Source organism: Streptomyces sp. NPDC051684 (assembly GCF_044453445.1).
Taxonomy (GTDB): Bacteria; Actinomycetota; Actinomycetes; order Streptomycetales; family Streptomycetaceae; genus Streptomyces.
The window spans coordinates 178593-197853 of sequence record NZ_JBITCS010000016.1; the positions used below are offsets into that span (position 1 = coordinate 178593).

Genomic DNA, 19261 nt, shown 5'->3' on the forward strand with positions numbered 1-19261 from the left:
GTGTGAGCCCCAACACGCCTGGCAAGCTGGGGGGCATGCGTGCGTATCTGGGGGCGGCCGGGGTCGCCGCAGTCCTCCTTCTCGGCGCGGCTTCCGGTCCCGCGGTCGCCGACTCCCGCTCCGTCGGCTCCGACGGGTTCACGATCAAGGACCCGCGGATCACGGAGTCCAGTGGCCTGGCCGCCTCGCGGGCCCACCCCGGCGTCTACTGGACGCACAACGACAGCGACGACGGCGCGTACCTGTTCGCGATCGACGGCCGGACGGGCAGGACGGTCGCCACGATCACGATGTCCGGCATCGGCTCCCCGCGCGACGTCGAGGCGATCTCCGTCGGCTCCGACGGCAACATCTACGTGGGCGACATCGGGGACAACCTCGGCGGCAAGTGGGACCACGTGTGGATCTACAAGCTGCCCGAGCCGAAGAAGCTCACCGACCAGACGGTGCGGGCCACCCAGTACGACGTGAAGTACGCCGACGGTCCGCGCAACGCCGAGGCGCTGATGGTCCATCCGAAGACCGGCCGCGTCTACATCGTCGAGAAGGGCGACGACGGCGGCGGCCTGTACGAGGGCCCGGCGGCGCTGAACCCCTCCGCCACCAACACCTTCAGCCGCATCGCCGACATCGACCTGTGGGCGACGGACGCCGCGTTCTCGCCCGACGGGAAACAGCTCGCCGTACGCGGCTACTTCGGCGGCATCTCCTACAAGTGGAACGACGGGAAGCCGGAGCGCCAGGGCCGGTTGAGCGTGCCGATGCAGCCGCAGGGCGAGTCGGTCACGTACACCCTGGACGGGAGGACCCTGCTGTACGGGAGCGAGGGGCAGGGCAGCGAAGTGGAACCCGTGGAGGTCGAGGGCGAGGCGGGCGACGGCTCCAACTCGTCGTCCGATCAAGGCGGTTCGGGCGGCGACGAGGGCGGCAGCCCCTTCACCGGGAAGGCCGGCGCGGTGGGCGCCGCCGCCGTCCTCATCCTGCTGTTCGGCATCGGAAGGCTGCTGCGCCGCCCGAAGAACCGCTGAACTACTCGCCCAGCACCCGCACTTCGTAGTGCAGTGTCCGGTCCCGCCGCACCTTGTGCGTGAGCGGCACCGTGAACCCGTGCAGGACCGGGTACTTGTGACGGATCAGCGAGGCCGCGTGCCGGTTCTCCTCGCTGTCCTGGTCGAGCAGCCGGACCCGCCCCTTGATCGCGGGACCGGTCGGCGCGCCGCGCACCGTGGACGGCGCGATCTCCACCTCGGGGTTGTTGCGCATCCGCTTGACCTTCCAGGCCTTGCCGAAGGTCCGGAAGTACGCGTGGTCGCCCTCGACCGCGATGTTCACAGGCGTGCCGACGCCGGTGCCGTCCTTCTTGTGACTGGTGAGCAGGACGGCGTACTGCTTGACGAACGGGGCGAGCGCGGGGCTCGGATCGGGTTTGTGAGTCGTCATACGTCCATGGACGCACCGGCGGGGCGTTCTGTCATCTCTTCGCGCGCGCCGCGACGAGCACGTCGAGCCCGTCCAGGATCCGCTGGAGCCCGAACTCGAAGTGGTCGAAGCCGGGGGCGAACGTGTCCTCGGACAGCGACGCCATCACCGGGTACGCGCCCGTGGCCATGGCGGCTTCCAGGGAGGGCCGCTGTGCCTCCCAGAACGCGGCGTCCGTCATGCCCGTGGACGTCTCCGCCTCCTGCTCGTAGACGCGGGTGCGCGCGACCCCGGACACGTACCCGTCGACCATGATCAGGACGGAGAGCAGCTCCGGGTCGGTGAGGCCCATCGGCTTGATGCGGGCCAGCATCTTCTCCATCGAGGCCAGCGCGCCGGGGCCGATCACGGGACGGGCCTGGTTGACCTGGAGCAGCCAGGGGTGGCGCTGGTAGAGGGCGAGGGTCTCGCGGGCCATCGTGGCCACGGCGTCCCGCCACGTCCCGTCGCCGAGCGCGACCGGGTCCTCGTGCGGGGTCTGCACCCGGTCCAGCATCAGGTCGAGCAGCTCGGCCTTGCCCGGCACGTACCGGTACAGCGACATGGTGCCGGTGCCCAGGTCGGTGGCGAGCCGGCGCATCGAGACGGCGCCGATCCCCTCCGCGTCCGCGACCTCGACCTCGACGATCCGGTCGAGCGAGAGTGCGGGCTTGGGACCCCGGCTCGGCCGGGCCCCCGTGCCCCACAGCAGCTCCGCGCTGCGCCGGATGTCGCCGCTGCCGGAGGTCTCGGCGCTGCTGTTCGTGCCCTGGGTGCCGCTGGTCATGGGGCTCAGCGTAAACCTCTGGCGAAAAACTGGGTACGGTGTACTCTCATTTGGGTACGGTGTACTCAGTTTGCTCCGGAAATGCCCGATCGCCGGCGGGGCTTGGTTTTATCAAGCCCCGCCGGCGATTGAGGCGCGGGGGCCGGGGCGGAGCCCCGTGGCCGTCACGCCGGGTGGGTCAGAGGTGGCCGATGACGTGGTCGATGCAGGCCGTGAGGGCCTGGACGTCGGCCGGATCGATGGCCGGGAACATCGCGACGCGCAGCTGGTTGCGACCGAGCTTCCGGTACGGCTCCGTGTCGACGATCCCGTTGGCACGCAACACCTTGGCGACGGCGGCGGCATCGATGCTGTCGTCGAAGTCGATCGTGCCGATGACCTGCGACCGCTTCGCGGCATCCGTGACGAACGGCGTCGCGTGCTTCGACTCCTCGGCCCAGGAGTACAGCCGCGAGGACGAGTCCTTCGTACGGGCCGTGGACCAGGCGAGGCCACCCTGACCGTTGATCCAGTCCAGTTGCTCGGCGAGCAGGAAGAGCGTGGAGAGCGCGGGGGTGTTGTACGTCTGGTTCTTGCGGGAGTTGTCGATCGCCGTCGGCAGGGAGAAGAACTCCGGGACGTGGCGGCCGGACGCGTGGACGCGCTCGGCGCGCTCGATCGCGGCCGGGGAGAAGATGCCGATCCACAGGCCGCCGTCGGAGGCGAAGGACTTCTGCGGGGCGAAGTAGTAGACGTCCGTCTCGGAGACGTCGACGGGCAGGCCGCCGGCGCCGGAGGTGGCGTCCACGAGGACGAGCGCGCCCTCGTCAGCACCGGCCACGCGCTTGATCGGCGCGGCGACACCGGTGGAGGTCTCGTTGTGGGTCAGGCCGTAGACGTCGACACCGGCCTCGGCCACCGGCTCCGGGTGCGTACCCGGGTCGGAGGAGATCACGGTCGGCTCGGCGAGCCAGGGGGCGAGCTTGGCGGCCTTGGCGAACTTGGAGGAGAACTCGCCGAAGTTGAGGTGCTGCGACTTGTTCTCGATCAGGCCGTGCGTCGCCACGTCCCAGAACGCGGTGGAGCCGCCGTTGCCCAGGACGACCTCGTAGCCCTCGGGGAGGGAGAAGAGGTCCTTGACGCCGTCGCGTACGCGACCGACGAGGTTCTTCACGGGCGCCTGGCGGTGCGAGGTGCCCATGAGGGAGGTGCCGGTGGCGGCCAGGGCGTCCAACGCCTCCGTACGCACCTTGGAGGGGCCAGCGCCGAAACGTCCGTCGGCGGGCTTGATGTCAGCGGGAATCTGGATCTCAGCCACGAAATGGAGGGTAGTCGGTGGGGTTTCGCCGATCGCAAGGTGTTCGGTGGGTGAGATGCCCGGTCTCGCCCGTCGTGACGACAGGTGGACGTCAGGGACCCGCGATCTCGTGGGCCAGCGCGATCAGGTCCGGGGCGGAGGGGTGACCGGGGCCCTGGCGGCGGGCCAGCAGGACGGGCAGGTCGGGGGCGTCCGTGAGCGGCACGTAGGAGACGCCGGGGTGCGGGTGCAGGTCCGCGGTCGCCGCCGAGGTCACGCCCACCGCCCGGTCCGCGGCGATCGCGGCGAGCCAGTCGTCGGTGTTGGCGACGGTCAGACTCGCGGTGGGCCGCACGGCGGGCGGCCACAGGGCGAGGGTGGTGGTGCCGGAGACGGTGTTCAGGGCGATCACCTGGTCGCTGAGATCGGCGAGGGCCAGGCGCGGGCGGCGGGCGAGCGGGCTGTCCGAGGGCACCGCCGCGACCCGGGCCTCCTCGTGCAGCAGCTCGGTGATCAGGCCGGGCGTCTCGACCGGGCCGCGCAGCACGGCGAGATCGACGGCGCCGCGTGCGAGGCCCGCCGTGCGGTCGTCGATGCGCAGCAGCTCCAGCGGTACGTCGGGGTGGGCCTGCCGCCAGCGGCGCAGCAGCGGAGTGGTGAACGCGCCCGCCGCCGACCAGGCGTGGCCGAGGCGCAGCGGCCGGTCCGGGGTCCGCGCGGCGGCGAGCGCGTCCTCGAACGCGGCAACGGCGACGGCCGCCTTCTCGTGGAACGAGCGCCCCTCGCGGGTGAGGTCGAGGTGATGGGTGGAGCGGTCCACGAGCCGCACGCCGAGCGCGTCCTCCAGGGCCGCGAGCGTGCGCGAGACGACGGGCTGGGTGAGGCGCAGCCGGGCGGCGGCGCGGGTGACGCTGCGCTCCTCGGCGACGGCGAGGAAGCAGCGCAGGTGGCGCAGCTCCGGTTCCCTGGTCATGTGCGTGGAGCATAACGGCGGCGCATTGAGCATTTCACGGGGCATGCCGGGCGGAACTAGCGTGAAGCGGTACCTCGGACTCCCTGTTCAGCAGGATGGCCTGTAGCGTCTAATACATTGCACTGCTTCGTGCCGTGCCGATGGCACTCGAGAGAACTTCAGGAAAGGGGTGGACCGTGAGCGGCCCGCAGACCGAACCCGTGGCCGCGGCGCAGGATGCCGCCCCGGCCGTGACCGCGAGCGCGGGCGCCGGCCCGGCGCGCCGTCGCGGTTCGCTGGGCCCGGTCGGCCTCGTCCTCGCGGGGTGCGTCTCGGTGCAGTTCGGCGCGGCGCTCGCGGTGAGCCTGATGCCGCGCGCCGGAGCGATCGGCGTCGTCACCCTCCGCCTCGTCGTGGCGGCCGTGGTGATGCTCGTCGTCTGCCGCCCCAGGCTGCGCGGCCACTCGCGCGCCGACTGGGGCACGGTCCTCGCCTTTGGCGTCGCCATGGGCGGCATGAACCTGCTCTTCTACCAGGCGGCGGCCCGGATCCCGCTCGGCATCGCGGTCACCTTCGAGGTGCTCGGCCCGTTGGCCCTCTCTGTCTTCGCCTCGCGCCGCCTGGTCAACGTCCTGTGGGCGGGGCTCGCGCTGTGCGGCGTGTTCCTGCTCGGCGGGGCGGGGGGCGGGCTCGGCGGCCTGAACCTGGTGGGTGTGGGCTTCGCGCTCGCGGCCGGCGCCTGCTGGGCGACGTACATCGTGTTCAGCGCCCGCACGGGCCGCCGCTTCCCGCAGGCCGACGGGCTCGCGCTCGCGATGGCGGTCGCGGCGGTGCTCTGCCTGCCGCTCGGCATCGCGACGGCGGGCACGAAGCTGATCGACCCGGTGACGCTCGGTCTCGGCGCGGCCGTCGCGATCATGTCCTCGGTCCTCCCGTACACCCTCGAACTCATCGCCCTGCGCGACCTTCCCGCGTCCACGTTCGCGGTGATGATGAGCCTGGAGCCGGCGGTCGCCGCGCTCTCCGGCTTCCTCGTCCTGAGCCAGGACCTGGCCTGGTCGGAGGTCCTGGCCATCACGCTGGTGATCGCGGCGAGCATGGGCGCGGTGCGGACCCAGGTGGGGCGGGCCCGCAGGAAGGACCCCGCGGTCGCCCTGCACGAGTAGAGCGGGGCCGTCGTCACTGCTTGCCGGTGCCGACCGGGTCCACGTAGACCTTCTGGTCCGCGCCCTCGGAGACCGGGAGGTTGATGCCGACCCTCAGCGACGCGGAGTGGGTCTCGTTCGGCGGCGTGATGTCGAGCGAGGTGACGTCCACGCCGGAGCCGCCGGTGGTGTTCGGCGGGTAGTGGAGGGTGAAGCGGGTCGTCTCGCCGCCCGACAGGACGACGCTCGGGGAGGCGAGTCCGCTGCGCTTGGCGCTCAGCGGTCCTGATGCCTCGTCGGTGCGCAGGTCGACGCCCGGGAAGCCCTTGAGCGAGCAGGCGTCGCCGGTGTTGCGCATGCTGACTATGAGCGTGCCCTCGCCCATGCCGTGCGCCGAGCCGAAGGCCAGGTCGGCCGTCTTGCACGGGCCGGTGTTGATCTGGCCGTGGCCGCTGCCCTCCGCGGCGTCCGCCTTCTCGCCGGTGTCCGACGCGTTCTTGCCGGAGACCTTGCCGGAGGACGCGGCGGTGTTGGACGAGTCGTCGCCGGTGCCGGCGGCCGAGTCGCCGTTGCCCTGGCAGGCGGTGAGCGAGAGGCCCGCGGCGAGGGCGACGGCGGCGAGGGTGAGCTTGCGAGCGAGCATGGTGTTCGTCCTTGGTTCGTAGGTCGGTGACTCGTAGGTCTCTTTGAACCGGTCTGCTTGAGTCACTGATCACGAGGACACGGCGCGGCCGAAGATCGTTCCGGTCGACTCCCGCCTTGTACATGCCTGTTACACAGGACGGCTCGCCCGTCACCGCCGGGACGGGCCCGTGACATGAAGGGTCAATTCCCATGCAAGCACGCTTGCTTGTTTCTTGACCCCCTGCCATGCTCCAAGCACGCCGCACACCGCCGTGCCCGGAGGGGAGCGCACCGTGTCCGAACCGTCCGCCGTGTTCGAGGACTTGCGGGACGAGAGCGAGGAACTCGACCGGATCGTGCGGGAGTTGAGCCCGAATCAGTGGGCCGCCCCCACGCCCGCGCCCCGCTGGACCGTCGCCCACCAGATCGCCCATCTCGCCTGGACCGACCGCGCCGCCCTGCTCGCCATGAGCGACGCCGACGCCTTCGCGGGCGAGGTGGAGAAGGCGATCGCGTCGCCCGAGTCCTTCGTCGACGACGGGGCCGAGGAGGGCGCCCGCCAGGACCCGGCCGTGCTGCTCGCCGGCTGGCGCGAGGGGCGCGAGCGGCTGCAGAAGGTGCTGCGCGCCGCCGCGGCCGACAAGACCCGGTTCCCCTGGTACGGGCCGCCGATGTCCGCCGCCTCCATGGCGACCGGCCGCCTGATGGAGACGTGGGCGCACGGCCAGGACGTGGCCGACGCGCTCGGCATCGCCCGGACGCCCACCGACCGGCTCCGACACGTCGCACGGATCGGCGTACGGGCCCGGAAGTTCGCCTTCGACGTGCGCGGGGTCACCGCGCCCGACGACGAGTTCCGCGTCGAACTGGTGGCACCCAGCGGCGAGTTGTGGACGTACGGGCCCGAGGACGCCGCCCAGCGTGTCACCGGTGCCGCGCTCGACTTCTGCCTTCTGGTCACCCAGCGCGCGCACCGCGCCGACCTCGACCTGCGCGCCGAGGGTCCCGACGCCGACCGCTGGCTCGACATCGCGCAGGCCTTCGCCGGGCCACCGGGGAAGGGGCGCACGCCGAAGGAGGCCCGATGAGCAGGCCACCGCTGCGGATCGGCAACGCCTCCGGCTTCTACGGCGACCGGTTCGACGCCATGAAGGAGATGCTGACCGGCGGCGAACTCGACGTCCTCACCGGCGACTACCTCGCCGAGCTGACCATGCTGATCCTCGGCCGCGACCGCATGAAGAACGCGGACCGCGGCTACGCCCGCACGTTCCTGCGGCAGTTGGAGGAGTGCCTCGGGCTCGCGATGGAGCGCGGCGTACGTCTCGTCGCCAACGCCGGCGGCCTCAACCCGGCCGGACTCGCGGCGGAGATACGTGAGTTGGCGGGGCGGCTCGGCGTCGAGGCGCGGGTCGCCCACGTCGAGGGCGACGACCTGCTCGGCACCGGCCGCTTCCCCGGCGCCCTCACCGCCAACGCCTACCTCGGCGGCGCGGGCATCACGGCCTGTCTCGACGCGGGCGCCGACATCGTGGTCACGGGCCGTGTCACCGACGCCGCGCTGGTGACCGGGCCCGCGGCCTGGCATTTCGGCTGGCCGGACGATGCGTACGACCGGCTCGCGGGCGCCGTCGTGGCCGGGCACGTCCTCGAATGCGGGACGCAGGCGACCGGCGGGAACTACTCCCGGTTCGCCGACCGCGCCGGTCAGCTGGGCCGCCCCGGCTTCCCCCTCGCCGAGATCCACGAGGACGGTTCCGCCGTCATCACCAAGCACCCCGGCACCGGCGGCTTCGTCGAACCCGGCACCGTCACCGAGCAGCTCCTGTACGAGACCGGGGGCGCCCGGTACGCGGGCCCCGACGTCACCGCCCGCCTCGACACCGTCCGCCTGGAGCCGGACGGGACCGACCGCGTGCGCATCCACGGCGTACGCGGCGAGGCCCCGCCGCCCACCCTCAAGGTCGGGCTCAACCGGCTCGGCGGGTTCCGGGGCGAGGTCGTCTTCGTGCTCACCGGCCTGGACATCGAGGCCAAGGCGGACCTGGTGCGGCGGCAGATGGAGGACGCGTTGCGGGGTGCCAAGTCATCGCCCACGTACGTCAATTGGGAGCTGTCCCGCACCGACAAGGCCGATGCCGACACCGAGGAGACCGCGAGCGCGCTGTTCCGGCTCGTCGTGCGGGACCAGAAGGAGGAGGCCGTCGGGCGTGCGCTGAGCGGCACCGCGGTCGAGCTGGCGCTCGCCTCCTACCCGGGTTTCCACGTCACGGCGCCGCCCGGCAAGGGCTCCCCGTACGGGGTGTTCGAGGCGGCGTACGTGGAGCGCGCGGAGGTGCCGCAGGTGGCAGTGCTGCCGGACGGGGAGCGGAGGCGGATCCCCGCGCCGTCGGGCCCCGCGCGCCCCTTGGCGCCGGTGGAGGACCCACCTCTTCCGCCGCCTCTCCCACCGGGCCCGACGCGCCGCGCGCCCCTCGGCCTGATCGCGGGCGCCCGCAGTGGTGACAAGGGGGGCGACGCGAATGTGGGGGTGTGGGTGGAGTCGGACGAGGCGTGGCGGTGGCTGGTGCACACGCTGACGGTGGAGCGCTTCTGCGAGCTGCTCCCGGAGACAAATCAAGCCCCGCCGGCGCTTGAGGCGCGGGGCCCGGGGCAGAGCCCCGCGACCGCGACCCCATCACTCGTAACAAGACATCCGCTCCCCACCCTCCGCGCACTCAACTTCACGGTCCAGGGTCTCCTCGGAGAAGGTGTCGCCTCCCGGTACCGGTTCGACCCGCAGGCCAAGGGCCTCGCCGAATGGCTCCGCTCACGCCACCTCGACATACCGGAGGCACTGCTGTGACCGTCCTGGACAGCGCCCTGGACACCCGGTCCGACGACTACGCCGACCGGCGCACCGCCCACCTCGCCAAGCTCGCGGCCCTCGACAGGGAACACGCGAAGGCCGTCGCGGGCGGCGGCGAGAAGTACGTCGAGCGGCACCGCAAGCGCGGCAAGCTGCTCGCCCGCGAACGCATCGAGCTGCTGCTCGACCCGGACACCCCGTTCCTCGAACTCTCCCCGCTCGCCGCCTGGGGCAGCGACTACGCCGTCGGGGGCTCGCTCGTCACCGGCATCGGCGTCGTCGAGGGCGTCGAGTGCCTGATCACCGCCAACGACCCGACCGTGCGCGGCGGCGCCAGCAACCCGTGGTCCCTGAAGAAGGCGCTGCGCGCGAACGAGATCGCCCGCGCCAACCGGCTCCCGGCGATCTCGCTCGTCGAGTCCGGCGGCGCCGATCTGCCGTCCCAGAAGGAGATCTTCATCCCCGGCGGCGGGATCTTCCGCGACATCACGCGGCTCTCGGCCGCCGGAATCCCCACCGTCGCCGTCGTCTTCGGCAACTCCACCGCCGGAGGCGCGTACATCCCCGGCATGTCCGACCACGTGATCATGGTGAAGGAAAGGGCGAAGGTCTTCCTCGGCGGGCCGCCGCTGGTCAAGATGGCGACCGGCGAGGAGAGCGACGACGAGTCGCTGGGCGGCGCCGAGATGCACGCCCGCACCTCCGGGCTCGCCGACTACTTCGCGCTCGACGAGCAGGACGCGATCCGTCAGGCCCGCCGCGTCGTCGCCCGGCTCAACCACCGCAAGGCGTATGCCGATCCCCAACCTGTGGTGCCGCCGAAGTACGACCCCGAGGAGCTCCTCGGTATCGTGCCGGAGGACCTGAAGGAGCCCTTCGACCCGCGCGAGGTGATCGCCCGGCTCGTCGACGGCTCGGACTTCGACGAGTTCAAGCCGCTGTACGGGTCCTCGCTCGTCACCGGATGGGCCGCGCTCCACGGCTATCCCGTCGGCATCCTCGCCAACGCCCGGGGCGTCCTGTTCAGCGAGGAGTCGCAGAAGGCCGCCCAGTTCATCCAGCTCGCCAACCAGCGCGACATCCCGCTGCTCTTCCTGCACAACACCACCGGCTACATGGTCGGCAAGGAGTACGAGCAGGGCGGCATCATCAAGCACGGCGCGATGATGATCAACGCGGTCTCCAACTCCCGCGTGCCGCACCTGTCCGTGCTGATGGGCGCCTCGTACGGCGCCGGGCACTACGGCATGTGCGGTCGCGCCTACGACCCCCGTTTCCTGTTCGCCTGGCCCAGCGCCAAATCCGCCGTCATGGGGCCGCAGCAGCTCGCGGGCGTCCTGTCGATCGTGGCGCGGCAGTCCGCTGCCGCGAAGGGGCAGCCGTACGACGAGGAGGCCGACGCCGGCCTGCGCGCCATGGTCGAGCAGCAGATCGAGGCCGAGTCGCTGCCGATGTTCCTGTCCGGGCGGCTGTACGACGACGGGGTCATCGACCCCCGCGACACCCGGACCGTCCTCGGGATCTGCCTGTCCGCGATCCACACCGCACCGTACGAGGGCGCCCGCGGCGGCTTCGGCGTCTTCCGGATGTGAGGCTCTGATGATCACCAGTGTTCTTGTCGCCAACCGCGGCGAGATCGCCTGCCGCGTCTTCCGCACCTGCCGCGACCTGGGTATCCGTACGGTCGCGGTGCACTCGGACCCGGACGCCGACGCCCTGCACGTCCGCGAGGCCGATCTCGCCGTACGCCTCCCGGGTGCCACGCCCGCCGACACGTATCTGCGCGCCGATCTCGTCGTGAAGGCCGCCCTCGACGCGGGCGCCGACGCCGTGCACCCCGGCTACGGCTTCCTCTCCGAGAACGCGGCGTTCGCGCGCGCCGTCACCGACGCGGGGCTCGTCTGGATCGGGCCGCCGCCCGGGGCGATCGAGGCGATGGCGTCCAAGACGCGCGCCAAGGAGCTGCTGGGCATCGCGCCGCTCGGCTCCGACATCACGGCCGACGACCTGCCTGTCCTGGTCAAGGCGGCCGCGGGCGGCGGCGGCCGCGGCATGCGGATCGTCCGCGAACTCGACGCCCTGGAAGCCGAGTTGGCGGCGGCCCGCACGGAGGCGCTCTCCGCCTTCGGTGACGGCGAGGTCTTCGTCGAGCCGTACGTGGAGGGCGGACGCCACGTCGAGGTGCAGGTGCTCGCCGACGCCCACGGCGCCGTATGGACGCTCGGCACCCGCGACTGCTCGCTCCAGCGCCGCCACCAGAAGGTCGTCGAGGAGGCCCCCGCCCCCGGGCTCACGAAGCAAGTCGAGTCGTATGTCCGTGAGTTCGCCGAGCGCGCCGTACGGGCCACCAGCTACGTCGGCGCCGGAACCGTCGAGTTCCTCGTCGCCGGCGACACCGCGCACTTCCTGGAGATGAACACCCGCCTTCAGGTGGAACACCCCGTCACCGAGGCCGTGTTCGGGATCGACCTCGTCGCGCTGCAACTGCGGATCGCCGAGGGCGACGCGCTCGATTCGGAACCGCCGGCCCCGCGCGGCCACGCCGTCGAGGCCCGCCTGTACGCCGAGGACCCGGCCGCCGACTTCGCCCCGCAGACCGGCACCCTGCACCGCCTCGCCGTCCCTGACAGCGTCCGCCTCGACACCGGGTACACCGACGGCGACACCATCGGCGTCCACTACGACGCGATGCTCGCCAAGGTCGTCGCGCACGCGCCCACCCGCGCCGCCGCCGTCCGCGCCCTCGCCGGGGCCCTGGAACGCGCCGAGGTGCACGGCCCGGTCACCAACCGGGACCTGCTCGTGCGGTCCCTGCGCCACCCCGAGTTCACCGGCGCCCGCATGGACACCGGTTTCTACGAGCGGCACCTCGCCGACCTGACGGCCCCGGGCCCGGACCCGTACGCGCCGCTCGCCGCCGCCCTGGCCACCGCGCGCCGCCACCGGTTCGGCGGCTTCCGCAACGTGTCGTCGGCGCCCCAGCTCAAGCGCTACCGCACCGAACCCGACGGCGCCGAGCACGAGGCCCGCTACCGGCACACCCGCGAAGGACTCGAAGCCGACGGGGTGCGGGTGGTGCACGCCGCGTCCGGACAGGTCGTCCTGGAGGTGGGCGGCGTACGGCGGAAGTACGCCGTCGCCGCCTACGGGGACCGCGTGTACGTCAACGGCGCCGCCCTCACCGCCCTGCCCCGCTTCACCGACCCCAGCGAGCAGCGCGCCCCCGGCTCCCTGCTCGCGCCCATGCCCGGCACCGTCGTCCGCGTCGCCGAAGCGCTGATCGAAGGCGCTGCCGTCACCGCAGGACAGCCCCTGATCTGGCTGGAGGCGATGAAGATGGAGCACCGCATCCTCGCCCCCGCCTCCGGAACACTCACCGCCCTGCACGCCGCCGTCGGCCACCAGGTCGAGGTCGGCGCGCTGCTCGCCGTAGTCCAGGAGGAACAGTCGTGAACGCTCCCGCCGCTCCCGTCGCTCCGGTCGTCGAAACCGAGGAGCACCAGGCCCTGCGCGCCGCCGTCGCCGCCCTCGGCAAGCGGTTCGGCCGCGACTACATGACCCGCGTCACCGCCGCCGAGGGGCACCCCGAGGAGCTGTGGACGGAGGCCGCCAAGCTCGGCTACCTCGGCGTCAACCTGCCCGAGGAGTACGGGGGAGGGGGTGGCGGCATGGCCGAACTCTCCATCGTCCTCGAAGAGTTGGGGGCCGCCGGTTCGCCGCTGCTGATGATGGTCGTCTCGCCCGCGATCTGCGGGACCGTGATCTCCCGCTTCGGCACCGAGGAGCAGAAGCGGGCCTGGCTGCCCGGCCTCGCCGACGGCAGCCGCACCATGGCCTTCGGCATCACCGAACCCGACGCCGGATCCAACTCGCACCGCATCACCACCACCGCCCGCAAGGACGACGATGGCTCGTGGGTGCTGAACGGGCGCAAGGTGTTCGTCTCCGGCGTCGACATCGCGGACGCGACACTGATCGTCGGCCGCACCTCCGACGCCCGCACCGGAAAGCTCAAGCCCTGCCTCTTCATCGTGCCCCGGGACGCGCGGGGCTTCGGGCGGCGGCGGATCGACATGGAACTCCAGGCTCCGGAGAAGCAGTTCGAACTGACCCTTGACGACGTACGGCTTCCCGCGGACGCTCTCGTGGGTGAGGAGGACGCCGGACTGCTCCAGCTCTTCGCCGGGCTCAACCCGGAGCGCGTCATGACCGCCGCCTTCGCCATCGGCATGGGCCGGTACGCGCTGCGGCGGGCCGTCGATTACGCCAAGGAGCGCACCGTGTGGCAGGCGCCCATCGGCTCCCACCAGGCCGTCGCCCACCCGCTCGCGCAGATCCACATCGAGCTGGAGCTGGCCCGCCTGATGATGCAGAAGGCGGCCCGGCTCTACGACGCGGGCGACGACATGGGCGCGGGCGAGGCCGCCAACATGGCCAAGTACGCCGCCGCCGAGGCCTGTGTGCGCGCCGTCGACCAGGCCGTGCACACGCTCGGCGGCAACGGCCTGACCCGCGAGTTCGGCCTCGCCTCGCTCATCACCGGCTCCCGGGTGGCGCGGATCGCCCCGGTCAGCCGCGAAATGATCCTCAACTACGTGTCCCACCAGAGCTTGGGCCTGCCCAAGTCGTACTGACCCCAACTGCCTGTCTGTGACGAGGAGTTCGGCATGGTGTACGTGAGTGAGTACGCGGACGTCGCGGTCGTCGACGAGCCGATCCACGACGCCGTGCTCGGGGGCGCGGCCGCCCGCGGCGAAGCCCCCGCCCTCGTCGACGGGGTGGCCGGCACCACCCTCTCGTACGCCCAGCTCGACGGGTTCCACCGCAAGGTGGCGGCCGGGCTCGCCGAGGCGGGTGTGCGCAAGGGCGACGTGGTGGCGCTGCACAGCCCCAACACGATCGCCTACCCGGTGGCGTTCTACGGCGCTACGCGCGCGGGCGCCTCCGTGACCACCGTGCACCCGCTGTCGACGCCGCAGGAGTTCGCGCGGCAGCTGCGCGACGCGGGCGCAGCCTGGATCGTCACCATCACGCCGTTCATCGAGGCGGCCCGCGCCGCAGCCGAACTGGCGGGCGGTGTAAGGGAGATACTTGTCTGCGACCCGGCGGGGGACTCGGGCCACCGCTCGCTCATGGACATGCTCGGCACCGAGGCACCCGAGCCGGACGTCGCCATCGATCCGGCCGAGGACGTGGCCGCGCTTCCGTACTCCTCGGGCACCACCGGCACGCCCAAGGGCGTCATGCTCACCCACCGCAACATCGCCACGAACCTCGAACAGCTCCAGCCAGTCCTGCCGACGGGACCCGGCGACCGCATCCTCGCCGTCCTGCCCTTCTTCCACATCTACGGCCTCACGGCGCTCATGAACGGGCCGCTGCGGCAGGGCTCCACCGTCGTCGTGCTGCCCCGCTTCGACCTGGAGACGTTCCTCGCGGCGATCGAGAAGCACCGCATCACCCACCTGTACGTCGCCCCGCCGATCGTCCTCGCCCTCGCGAAGCACCCGGCCGTGGAGGGGTACGACCTGTCGTCGCTGCGGCACGTCGTCAGCGCCGCCGCGCCCCTCGACGGCGAACTCGCCCGCGCCTGCGCGCGCCGCCTCGGCCTGCCGCCCGTGGGCCAGGCGTACGGCATGACGGAACTCTCGCCCGGTACGCACGCCGTCCCGTACGACGCGAAGAACCCGCCGCCGGGTGCGGTGGGCAGGCTCATCGCCTCGACCGAGATGCGGATCGTGTCCCTCGACGACCCGGCGAAGGACGCGGCGCCCGGCGAGCCCGGCGAGGTCCTGATCCGCGGGCCGCAGGTCATGAAGGGCTACCTCGGCCGCCCCGATGCCACCGCCGACATGATCGATTCCGACGGCTGGCTGCACACCGGGGACGTGGGGCATGTCGACGCGGACGGCTGGCTGTTCGTCGTCGACCGGGTCAAGGAACTCATCAAGTACAAGGGCTTCCAGGTCGCCCCGGCCGATCTGGAGGCGGTGCTGCTCACCCACGAGGGCATCGCGGACGCGGCGGTCATCGGCGTCGTCGACGCGGACGGCAACGAGATCCCGAAGGCCTTCGTCGTCCGGGCCGATGCCGCGCTCGGCGCGGAGGACGTGAAGGCGTACGTCGCCGAACGCGTCGCCCCGTACAAGAAGATCCGCCGTGTGGCGTTCGTCGAAGGAGTGCCGCGCGCGGCCTCCGGGAAGATCCTGCGCCGCGAACTGAGGGAGATGTGATGGCTGTCGACAATGGGGCCGTGAGTCTGGTGGCGCATGACCACGAGCGCGGCGTCACCACCCTCGCGCTCGACTCGCCCGCCAACCGCAACGCCCTGTCGTCCGCCCTCGTCGGCGAGCTGGGGGAGCGGCTGCGCGATGCTGAGAAGGACGGTGGTGTACGCGCCGTCGTCCTCAGCCACACCGGCGGCACCTTCTGCGCGGGCGCCGACCTGCGCGATCCGCCGGACCCGGACGCGCTGGTGGGGCTGCTGCGGCAGATCGTGGAGCTGGACAAGCCGGTCGTGGCGCGGGTCGACGGGCACGTACGGGCCGGTGGCCTGGGCCTGTTGGGGGCGTGCGACATGGCGGCGGCGTCCGCGGCCTCGTCCTTCGCCTTCACCGAGGTACGCATCGGGGTCGCGCCCGCCGTGATCTCGATGCCGCTGCTGCCGCGGCTCGATCCGCGCGCGGTGGCCCGCTACTACCTGACGGGTGAGCGCTTCGACGCGGCGGAGGCGGCGCGGATCGGGCTCGTGACGGTGGCGGGCGACGACGTGGACGCGGCGCTGGAACCGGTCCTGGCAGGGGTGCGGAAGGCGGCCCCCGAGGCCCTGGCCGAGACGAAGCGGCTGCTCACGGTTAAGGTCCTGGAGGCCTTCGACCGGGACGCGGAGTCCCTGACGGCGCTGTCCGCCCGGCTGTTCGGCTCCGCGCAGGCCCGCGAGGGCATGACCGCCTTTCTCGAACGACGGGATCCCGCATGGGTGTTGTGACGCTGCCGAAGCAGGACCGCTCGCGGTTGACGCGGCAGCGGCTCCTGGAGTCCGCGGTCGCCTGCCTCGCCGCGCACGGCTGGGCCGGCTCCACGGTCTCCGTCGTCGCCGAGCACGCCGGTGTCTCGCGGGGCGCCGCCCAGCATCACTTCCCGACCCGCGAGGACCTGTTCACGGCGGCCGTCGAGTACGTCGCCGAGGAACGGTCCACGGCCCTGCGCGGGCTGCGTCCGCAGGGGCGGGCGGAGGCGGTCGCGGCGCTCGTCGACCTCTACACGGGGCCGTTGTTCCGGGCGGCGCTGCATCTGTGGGTGGCCGCGTCGAACGAGCCGCAACTGGGGGGTCGGGTGACCGAGTTGGAGGCGCGGGTGGGCCGCGAGACGCACCGGATAGCGGTGGAGCTGCTCGGCGCGGACGAGTCGGTCCCCGGGGTGCGGGAGGTCGTCCAGGGCCTCCTCGACATGGCCCGGGGCCTCGGCCTCGCGAACCTCCTCACGGACGACGGGGCGCGCCGCGAGCGGGTGGTGGCGGAGTGGGGGGCCACGGTCGACCGGGTCCTGGGCTGACCCTTCCCGCTGCACCGTGGTTGCGGCCACGGGGCTCCGCCCCGGCCCCCGCGCCTCAATCGCCGGCGGGGCTTCAAAAGATCGGGGCTCTGCCCCGTACCCCGCGTGTCTCGTCCAAGAGCGGGGCTTGAATTACCGGCACCGGCGCTACGGGTCCGTACCGCCGCCCAGGGGGGGGCGTCGGCCCCACGGGGTACTGCTACATGCGGTCGACCGTCCCCGACCGGCCGCACAGCCGCCGGCTCAACGCCCCTCCCGTGACGGTCGACCGCACCGCACCGCGCCTCGGGCAACCTGCCGCCGCCACGGTTCCCCACCCGTGACGGGCGACGCCGCCCCCGCCTTGGGCAATCTGCCGCCTTGGGCGGCAGGGTGGGCAAGGCGGCGCCCGGTGCCGCGTGACGGACACCGGAGCCCCGGCCACGGGTCGGCTAGTGGGCGATGTCCCCGTAACCGCCGATCTCCCGCGGCGGACGGGACGCCGGACCCGTGTAGCGGGCCGAAGGACGGACCAGCCGACCCGTGCGCTTCTGCTCAAGGATGTGCGCGCTCCAACCGGCGGTCCGCGCACACGTGAACATCGACGTGAACATGTGCGCCGGCACCTCCGCGAAGTCGAGCACGATCGCCGCCCAGAACTCCACGTTCGTGGCCAGGACACGGTCCGGACGCCGCGCGTGCAGCTCCGCCAGCGCCGCCTTCTCCAGCGCCTCCGCCACCTCGAACCGCGGCGCACCCAGCTCACGGGCCGTCCTGCGGAGCACTCGCGCACGCGGGTCCTCCGCCCGGTACACCCGGTGCCCGAAGCCCATAAGGCGCTCGCCCTTGTCGAGCGCCCGCCGGACGTACGCCTCCGCGTCGCCGGTCCGCTCGATCTCCTCGATCATGCCGAGCACCCGGGACGGCGCCCCGCCGTGCAGCGGCCCGGACATCGCCCCGACCGCCCCGGACAGCGCCGCCGCCACATCCGCCCCGGTGGACGCGATGACGCGGGCCGTGAACGTAGAGGCGTTCATGCCGTGCTCGGCGGCCGACGTCCAGTACGCGTCGACGGCCGCGACATGCTTCGGGTCCGGCTCCCCGCGCCAGCGCTTCATGAACCGCTCGACGACGGTGTCCGCCTTGTCGATCTCCCGCTGCGGCACCATCGGCAGCCCCTGCCCGCGCGCGGACTGCGCGACGTACGACAGGGCCATGACGGCGGCGCGCGCGAGGTCGTCGCGGGCCTTCTGCTCATCGATGTCGAGCAGCGGCTTCAGCCCCCACACGGGGGCCAGCATGGCGAGCGCCGACTGCACGTCGACGCGGATGTCACCGGAGTGCACGGGGATCGGGAACGGCTCGGCCGGCGGCAGGCCCGGGTTGAAGGCGCCGTCGACCAGCAGCCCCCACACGTTCCCGAACGACACATGGCCGACCAGATCCTCGATGTCGACGCCGCGATACCGCAGGGCGCCGCCTTCCTTGTCCGGTTCGGCGATCTCGGTCTCGAACGCGACGACACCTTCGAGGCCTGGAACAAAGCCGGGGGTGAGGTCGGACATCAGGCGGCTCCTCTGGATGCGTGGGCAGGTCCGGGTGCTGGATCACCCGTGGTCTGGACGGGGGTACACCCGTGATGCCCCGTACGGCAGGCGGCTGAACCGTTTCGGTCCCTGGAAGATAACCCTCGGTGCCACAGTTGGCGATAGCTCGCGGCACTCAGTGCCATGTTTCACTCTGAGTGCGTCCGCGCCCCTCCGTCCGGCAGGATGACGCCGTGAGCGCCCATGACGATCCCGAAGTCGACCTCGCCGACATGCGCGAGCAGTACTGCGCCCAGGACGGCGGCCTGCTGGAGGCGGACCTCGCCCCGCATCCGATGGAACAGTTCACGCGCTGGTTCAAACAGGCGGCGGCCCCGGACTCCCCGCTGCCCGAGCCCAACGCCATGGTCGTCTCCACCGCCGACGCCGAGGGCCGGCCCAGCTCCCGCACGGTGCTGCTCAAGTCGTACGACGAGGCGGGCTTCGTCTTCTACACCAACTACGGCTCCCGCAAGGCGCGGGACCTGTCCGCGAACCCGCACGTCGCGCTGCTGTTCCCCTGGCACCCGATGGGCCGCCAGGTCCTGGTGACGGGGACGGCACAGCGCACGTCGCGCGCCGAGACGGAGGCGTACTTCCACACGCGCCCGCACGGCTCCCAGCTGGGCGCGTGGGCCAGCGCGCAGTCCTCCGTGGTGGCCTCCCGCGAGGAGCTCGACGCCCACTACGCGGACCTGTCCGCCCGCTACCCCCAGGGCGCCGAGGTCCCGGTCCCTCCGCACTGGGGCGGCTACCGCATCACCCCCCGCACCATCGAATTCTGGCAGGGCCGCGAAAACCGCCTCCACGACCGGCTCCGCTATGTCCGGGGTCCCGCACCGACCACGTGGCACGTGGAACGCCTGAGCCCCTGACCACTCACCCGCTTCTTCCGACCTCCTCCGGCGGGTGACCAGTTCGAGCCCCGCCGGCGATTGAGGCGCGGGGCCCGGGGCGGGGCCCCGCGACCCCGCCCACGGCACGGCGCAACCAGGAAACCCGGTCTCAATCCACGCTGGGCAGAATGTGCGGCTCCGCCAAATCGTCCTCGT

At 72.1% G+C, this 19261-nt stretch carries 17 protein-coding genes; 11 read left to right on the plus strand and 6 right to left on the minus strand.

Annotated elements, in window-relative coordinates:
- Positions 1-35 precede the first annotated feature (35 nt).
- Positions 36-1028 (plus strand): WD40 repeat domain-containing protein, encoded by a 993-nt coding sequence (locus tag ACIA8D_RS21005; RefSeq protein WP_399234215.1) that lies wholly within the window; start codon positions 36-38, stop codon positions 1026-1028.
- Between the two features lies 1 nt (position 1029).
- On the opposite strand, the gene ACIA8D_RS21010 is transcribed toward ACIA8D_RS21005, so the two are convergent.
- The 4 genes from ACIA8D_RS21010 to ACIA8D_RS21025 all read right to left on the minus strand — a co-directional run bounded on the left by ACIA8D_RS21010 (position 1030) and on the right by ACIA8D_RS21025 (position 4494).
- The gene (locus tag ACIA8D_RS21010; protein ID WP_399234216.1) at positions 1030-1440 is read right to left on the minus strand and encodes a PPOX class F420-dependent oxidoreductase; all 411 of its coding nucleotides are present in this window, start codon (positions 1438-1440) and stop codon (positions 1030-1032) included.
- Between the two features lie 31 nt (positions 1441-1471).
- Positions 1472-2245, minus strand: coding sequence for a TetR/AcrR family transcriptional regulator (locus ACIA8D_RS21015; RefSeq protein ID WP_399234218.1), 774 nt, complete (start codon positions 2243-2245; stop codon positions 1472-1474).
- Positions 2246-2423: 178 nt separating this feature from the next.
- Complete coding sequence (serC, locus tag ACIA8D_RS21020) at positions 2424-3542, minus strand: phosphoserine transaminase (protein ID WP_399234220.1); 1119 nt, start codon at positions 3540-3542, stop codon at positions 2424-2426.
- 91 nt (positions 3543-3633) lie between these two features.
- Positions 3634-4494, minus strand: coding sequence for a LysR substrate-binding domain-containing protein (locus ACIA8D_RS21025; protein WP_399234222.1), 861 nt, complete (start codon positions 4492-4494; stop codon positions 3634-3636).
- Positions 4495-4670: 176 nt separating this feature from the next.
- Here ACIA8D_RS21025 and ACIA8D_RS21030 point away from each other — a divergent pair, with 176 nt between their 5' ends.
- Entirely contained in the window at positions 4671-5639 is a 969-nt protein-coding gene (locus ACIA8D_RS21030) for an EamA family transporter (protein ID WP_399234224.1), read from the plus strand.
- A 13-nt stretch (positions 5640-5652) separates the two neighbouring features.
- On the opposite strand, the gene ACIA8D_RS21035 is transcribed toward ACIA8D_RS21030, so the two are convergent.
- Complete coding sequence (locus ACIA8D_RS21035; protein ID WP_399234226.1) at positions 5653-6261, minus strand: DUF4232 domain-containing protein; 609 nt, start codon at positions 6259-6261, stop codon at positions 5653-5655.
- 274 nt (positions 6262-6535) lie between these two features.
- Here ACIA8D_RS21035 and ACIA8D_RS21040 point away from each other — a divergent pair, with 274 nt between their 5' ends.
- Genes ACIA8D_RS21040 through ACIA8D_RS21075 form a run of 8 tightly spaced genes read left to right on the plus strand, consistent with a single transcriptional unit; the run spans position 6536 to position 16644 of the window.
- The gene (locus ACIA8D_RS21040; RefSeq protein ID WP_399234228.1) at positions 6536-7330 is read left to right on the plus strand and encodes a TIGR03084 family metal-binding protein; all 795 of its coding nucleotides are present in this window, start codon (positions 6536-6538) and stop codon (positions 7328-7330) included.
- Entirely contained in the window at positions 7327-9087 is a 1761-nt protein-coding gene (locus ACIA8D_RS21045) for an acyclic terpene utilization AtuA family protein (RefSeq protein WP_399234230.1), read from the plus strand. The genes ACIA8D_RS21040 and ACIA8D_RS21045 overlap by 4 nt, the downstream gene beginning before the upstream one ends.
- Entirely contained in the window at positions 9084-10682 is a 1599-nt protein-coding gene (locus ACIA8D_RS21050) for an acyl-CoA carboxylase subunit beta (protein WP_399234232.1), read from the plus strand. Before ACIA8D_RS21045 ends, ACIA8D_RS21050 begins: the two co-directional genes overlap by 4 nt.
- Before the next feature lie 7 nt (positions 10683-10689).
- Complete coding sequence (locus ACIA8D_RS21055) at positions 10690-12543, plus strand: acetyl/propionyl/methylcrotonyl-CoA carboxylase subunit alpha (protein ID WP_399234234.1); 1854 nt, start codon at positions 10690-10692, stop codon at positions 12541-12543.
- Complete coding sequence (locus tag ACIA8D_RS21060; RefSeq protein WP_399234236.1) at positions 12540-13724, plus strand: acyl-CoA dehydrogenase family protein; 1185 nt, start codon at positions 12540-12542, stop codon at positions 13722-13724. The genes ACIA8D_RS21055 and ACIA8D_RS21060 overlap by 4 nt, the downstream gene beginning before the upstream one ends.
- Positions 13725-13760: 36 nt before the next feature.
- Complete coding sequence (locus ACIA8D_RS21065; protein ID WP_399234261.1) at positions 13761-15323, plus strand: 4-coumarate--CoA ligase family protein; 1563 nt, start codon at positions 13761-13763, stop codon at positions 15321-15323.
- Complete coding sequence (locus ACIA8D_RS21070) at positions 15323-16078, plus strand: enoyl-CoA hydratase family protein (RefSeq protein ID WP_399234238.1); 756 nt, start codon at positions 15323-15325, stop codon at positions 16076-16078. Before ACIA8D_RS21065 ends, ACIA8D_RS21070 begins: the two co-directional genes overlap by 1 nt.
- Positions 16066-16644, plus strand: coding sequence for a TetR/AcrR family transcriptional regulator (locus ACIA8D_RS21075; protein ID WP_399234240.1), 579 nt, complete (start codon positions 16066-16068; stop codon positions 16642-16644). Before ACIA8D_RS21070 ends, ACIA8D_RS21075 begins: the two co-directional genes overlap by 13 nt.
- A gap of 431 nt (positions 16645-17075) precedes the next feature.
- Here ACIA8D_RS21075 and ACIA8D_RS21080 read toward each other — a convergent pair whose 3' ends face one another.
- Positions 17076-18188, minus strand: a complete 1113-nt coding sequence (locus ACIA8D_RS21080) for a citrate synthase 2 (protein WP_399234242.1) — start codon at positions 18186-18188, stop codon at positions 17076-17078.
- A gap of 254 nt (positions 18189-18442) precedes the next feature.
- Here ACIA8D_RS21080 and pdxH point away from each other — a divergent pair, with 254 nt between their 5' ends.
- Positions 18443-19084 carry a pyridoxamine 5'-phosphate oxidase gene (gene pdxH / locus ACIA8D_RS21085; RefSeq protein ID WP_399234263.1) on the plus strand — a complete coding sequence of 214 codons (642 nt, stop codon included), beginning with the start codon at positions 18443-18445 and terminating at the stop codon, positions 19082-19084.
- Positions 19085-19261 lie beyond the last annotated feature (177 nt).

Bases quoted from the DNA above. Each gene is read 5' to 3' on its own strand.
- ACIA8D_RS21055 (WP_399234234.1), top strand. From the start codon at position 10,690: ATGATCACCAGTGTTCTTGTCGCCAACCGCGGCGAGATCGCCTGCCGC.
- ACIA8D_RS21080 (WP_399234242.1), bottom strand. From the start codon at position 18,188: ATGTCCGACCTCACCCCCGGCTTTGTTCCAGGCCTCGAAGGTGTCGTC.
- ACIA8D_RS21005 (WP_399234215.1), top strand. From the start codon at position 36: ATGCGTGCGTATCTGGGGGCGGCCGGGGTCGCCGCAGTCCTCCTTCTC.
- ACIA8D_RS21015 (WP_399234218.1), bottom strand. From the start codon at position 2,245: ATGACCAGCGGCACCCAGGGCACGAACAGCAGCGCCGAGACCTCCGGC.
- ACIA8D_RS21070 (WP_399234238.1), top strand. From the start codon at position 15,323: ATGGCTGTCGACAATGGGGCCGTGAGTCTGGTGGCGCATGACCACGAG.
- ACIA8D_RS21075 (WP_399234240.1), top strand. From the start codon at position 16,066: ATGGGTGTTGTGACGCTGCCGAAGCAGGACCGCTCGCGGTTGACGCGG.
- pdxH (WP_399234263.1), top strand. From the start codon at position 18,443: ATGCGCGAGCAGTACTGCGCCCAGGACGGCGGCCTGCTGGAGGCGGAC.
- ACIA8D_RS21045 (WP_399234230.1), top strand. From the start codon at position 7,327: ATGAGCAGGCCACCGCTGCGGATCGGCAACGCCTCCGGCTTCTACGGC.
- ACIA8D_RS21035 (WP_399234226.1), bottom strand. From the start codon at position 6,261: ATGCTCGCTCGCAAGCTCACCCTCGCCGCCGTCGCCCTCGCCGCGGGC.
- ACIA8D_RS21025 (WP_399234222.1), bottom strand. From the start codon at position 4,494: ATGACCAGGGAACCGGAGCTGCGCCACCTGCGCTGCTTCCTCGCCGTC.
- ACIA8D_RS21010 (WP_399234216.1), bottom strand. From the start codon at position 1,440: ATGACGACTCACAAACCCGATCCGAGCCCCGCGCTCGCCCCGTTCGTC.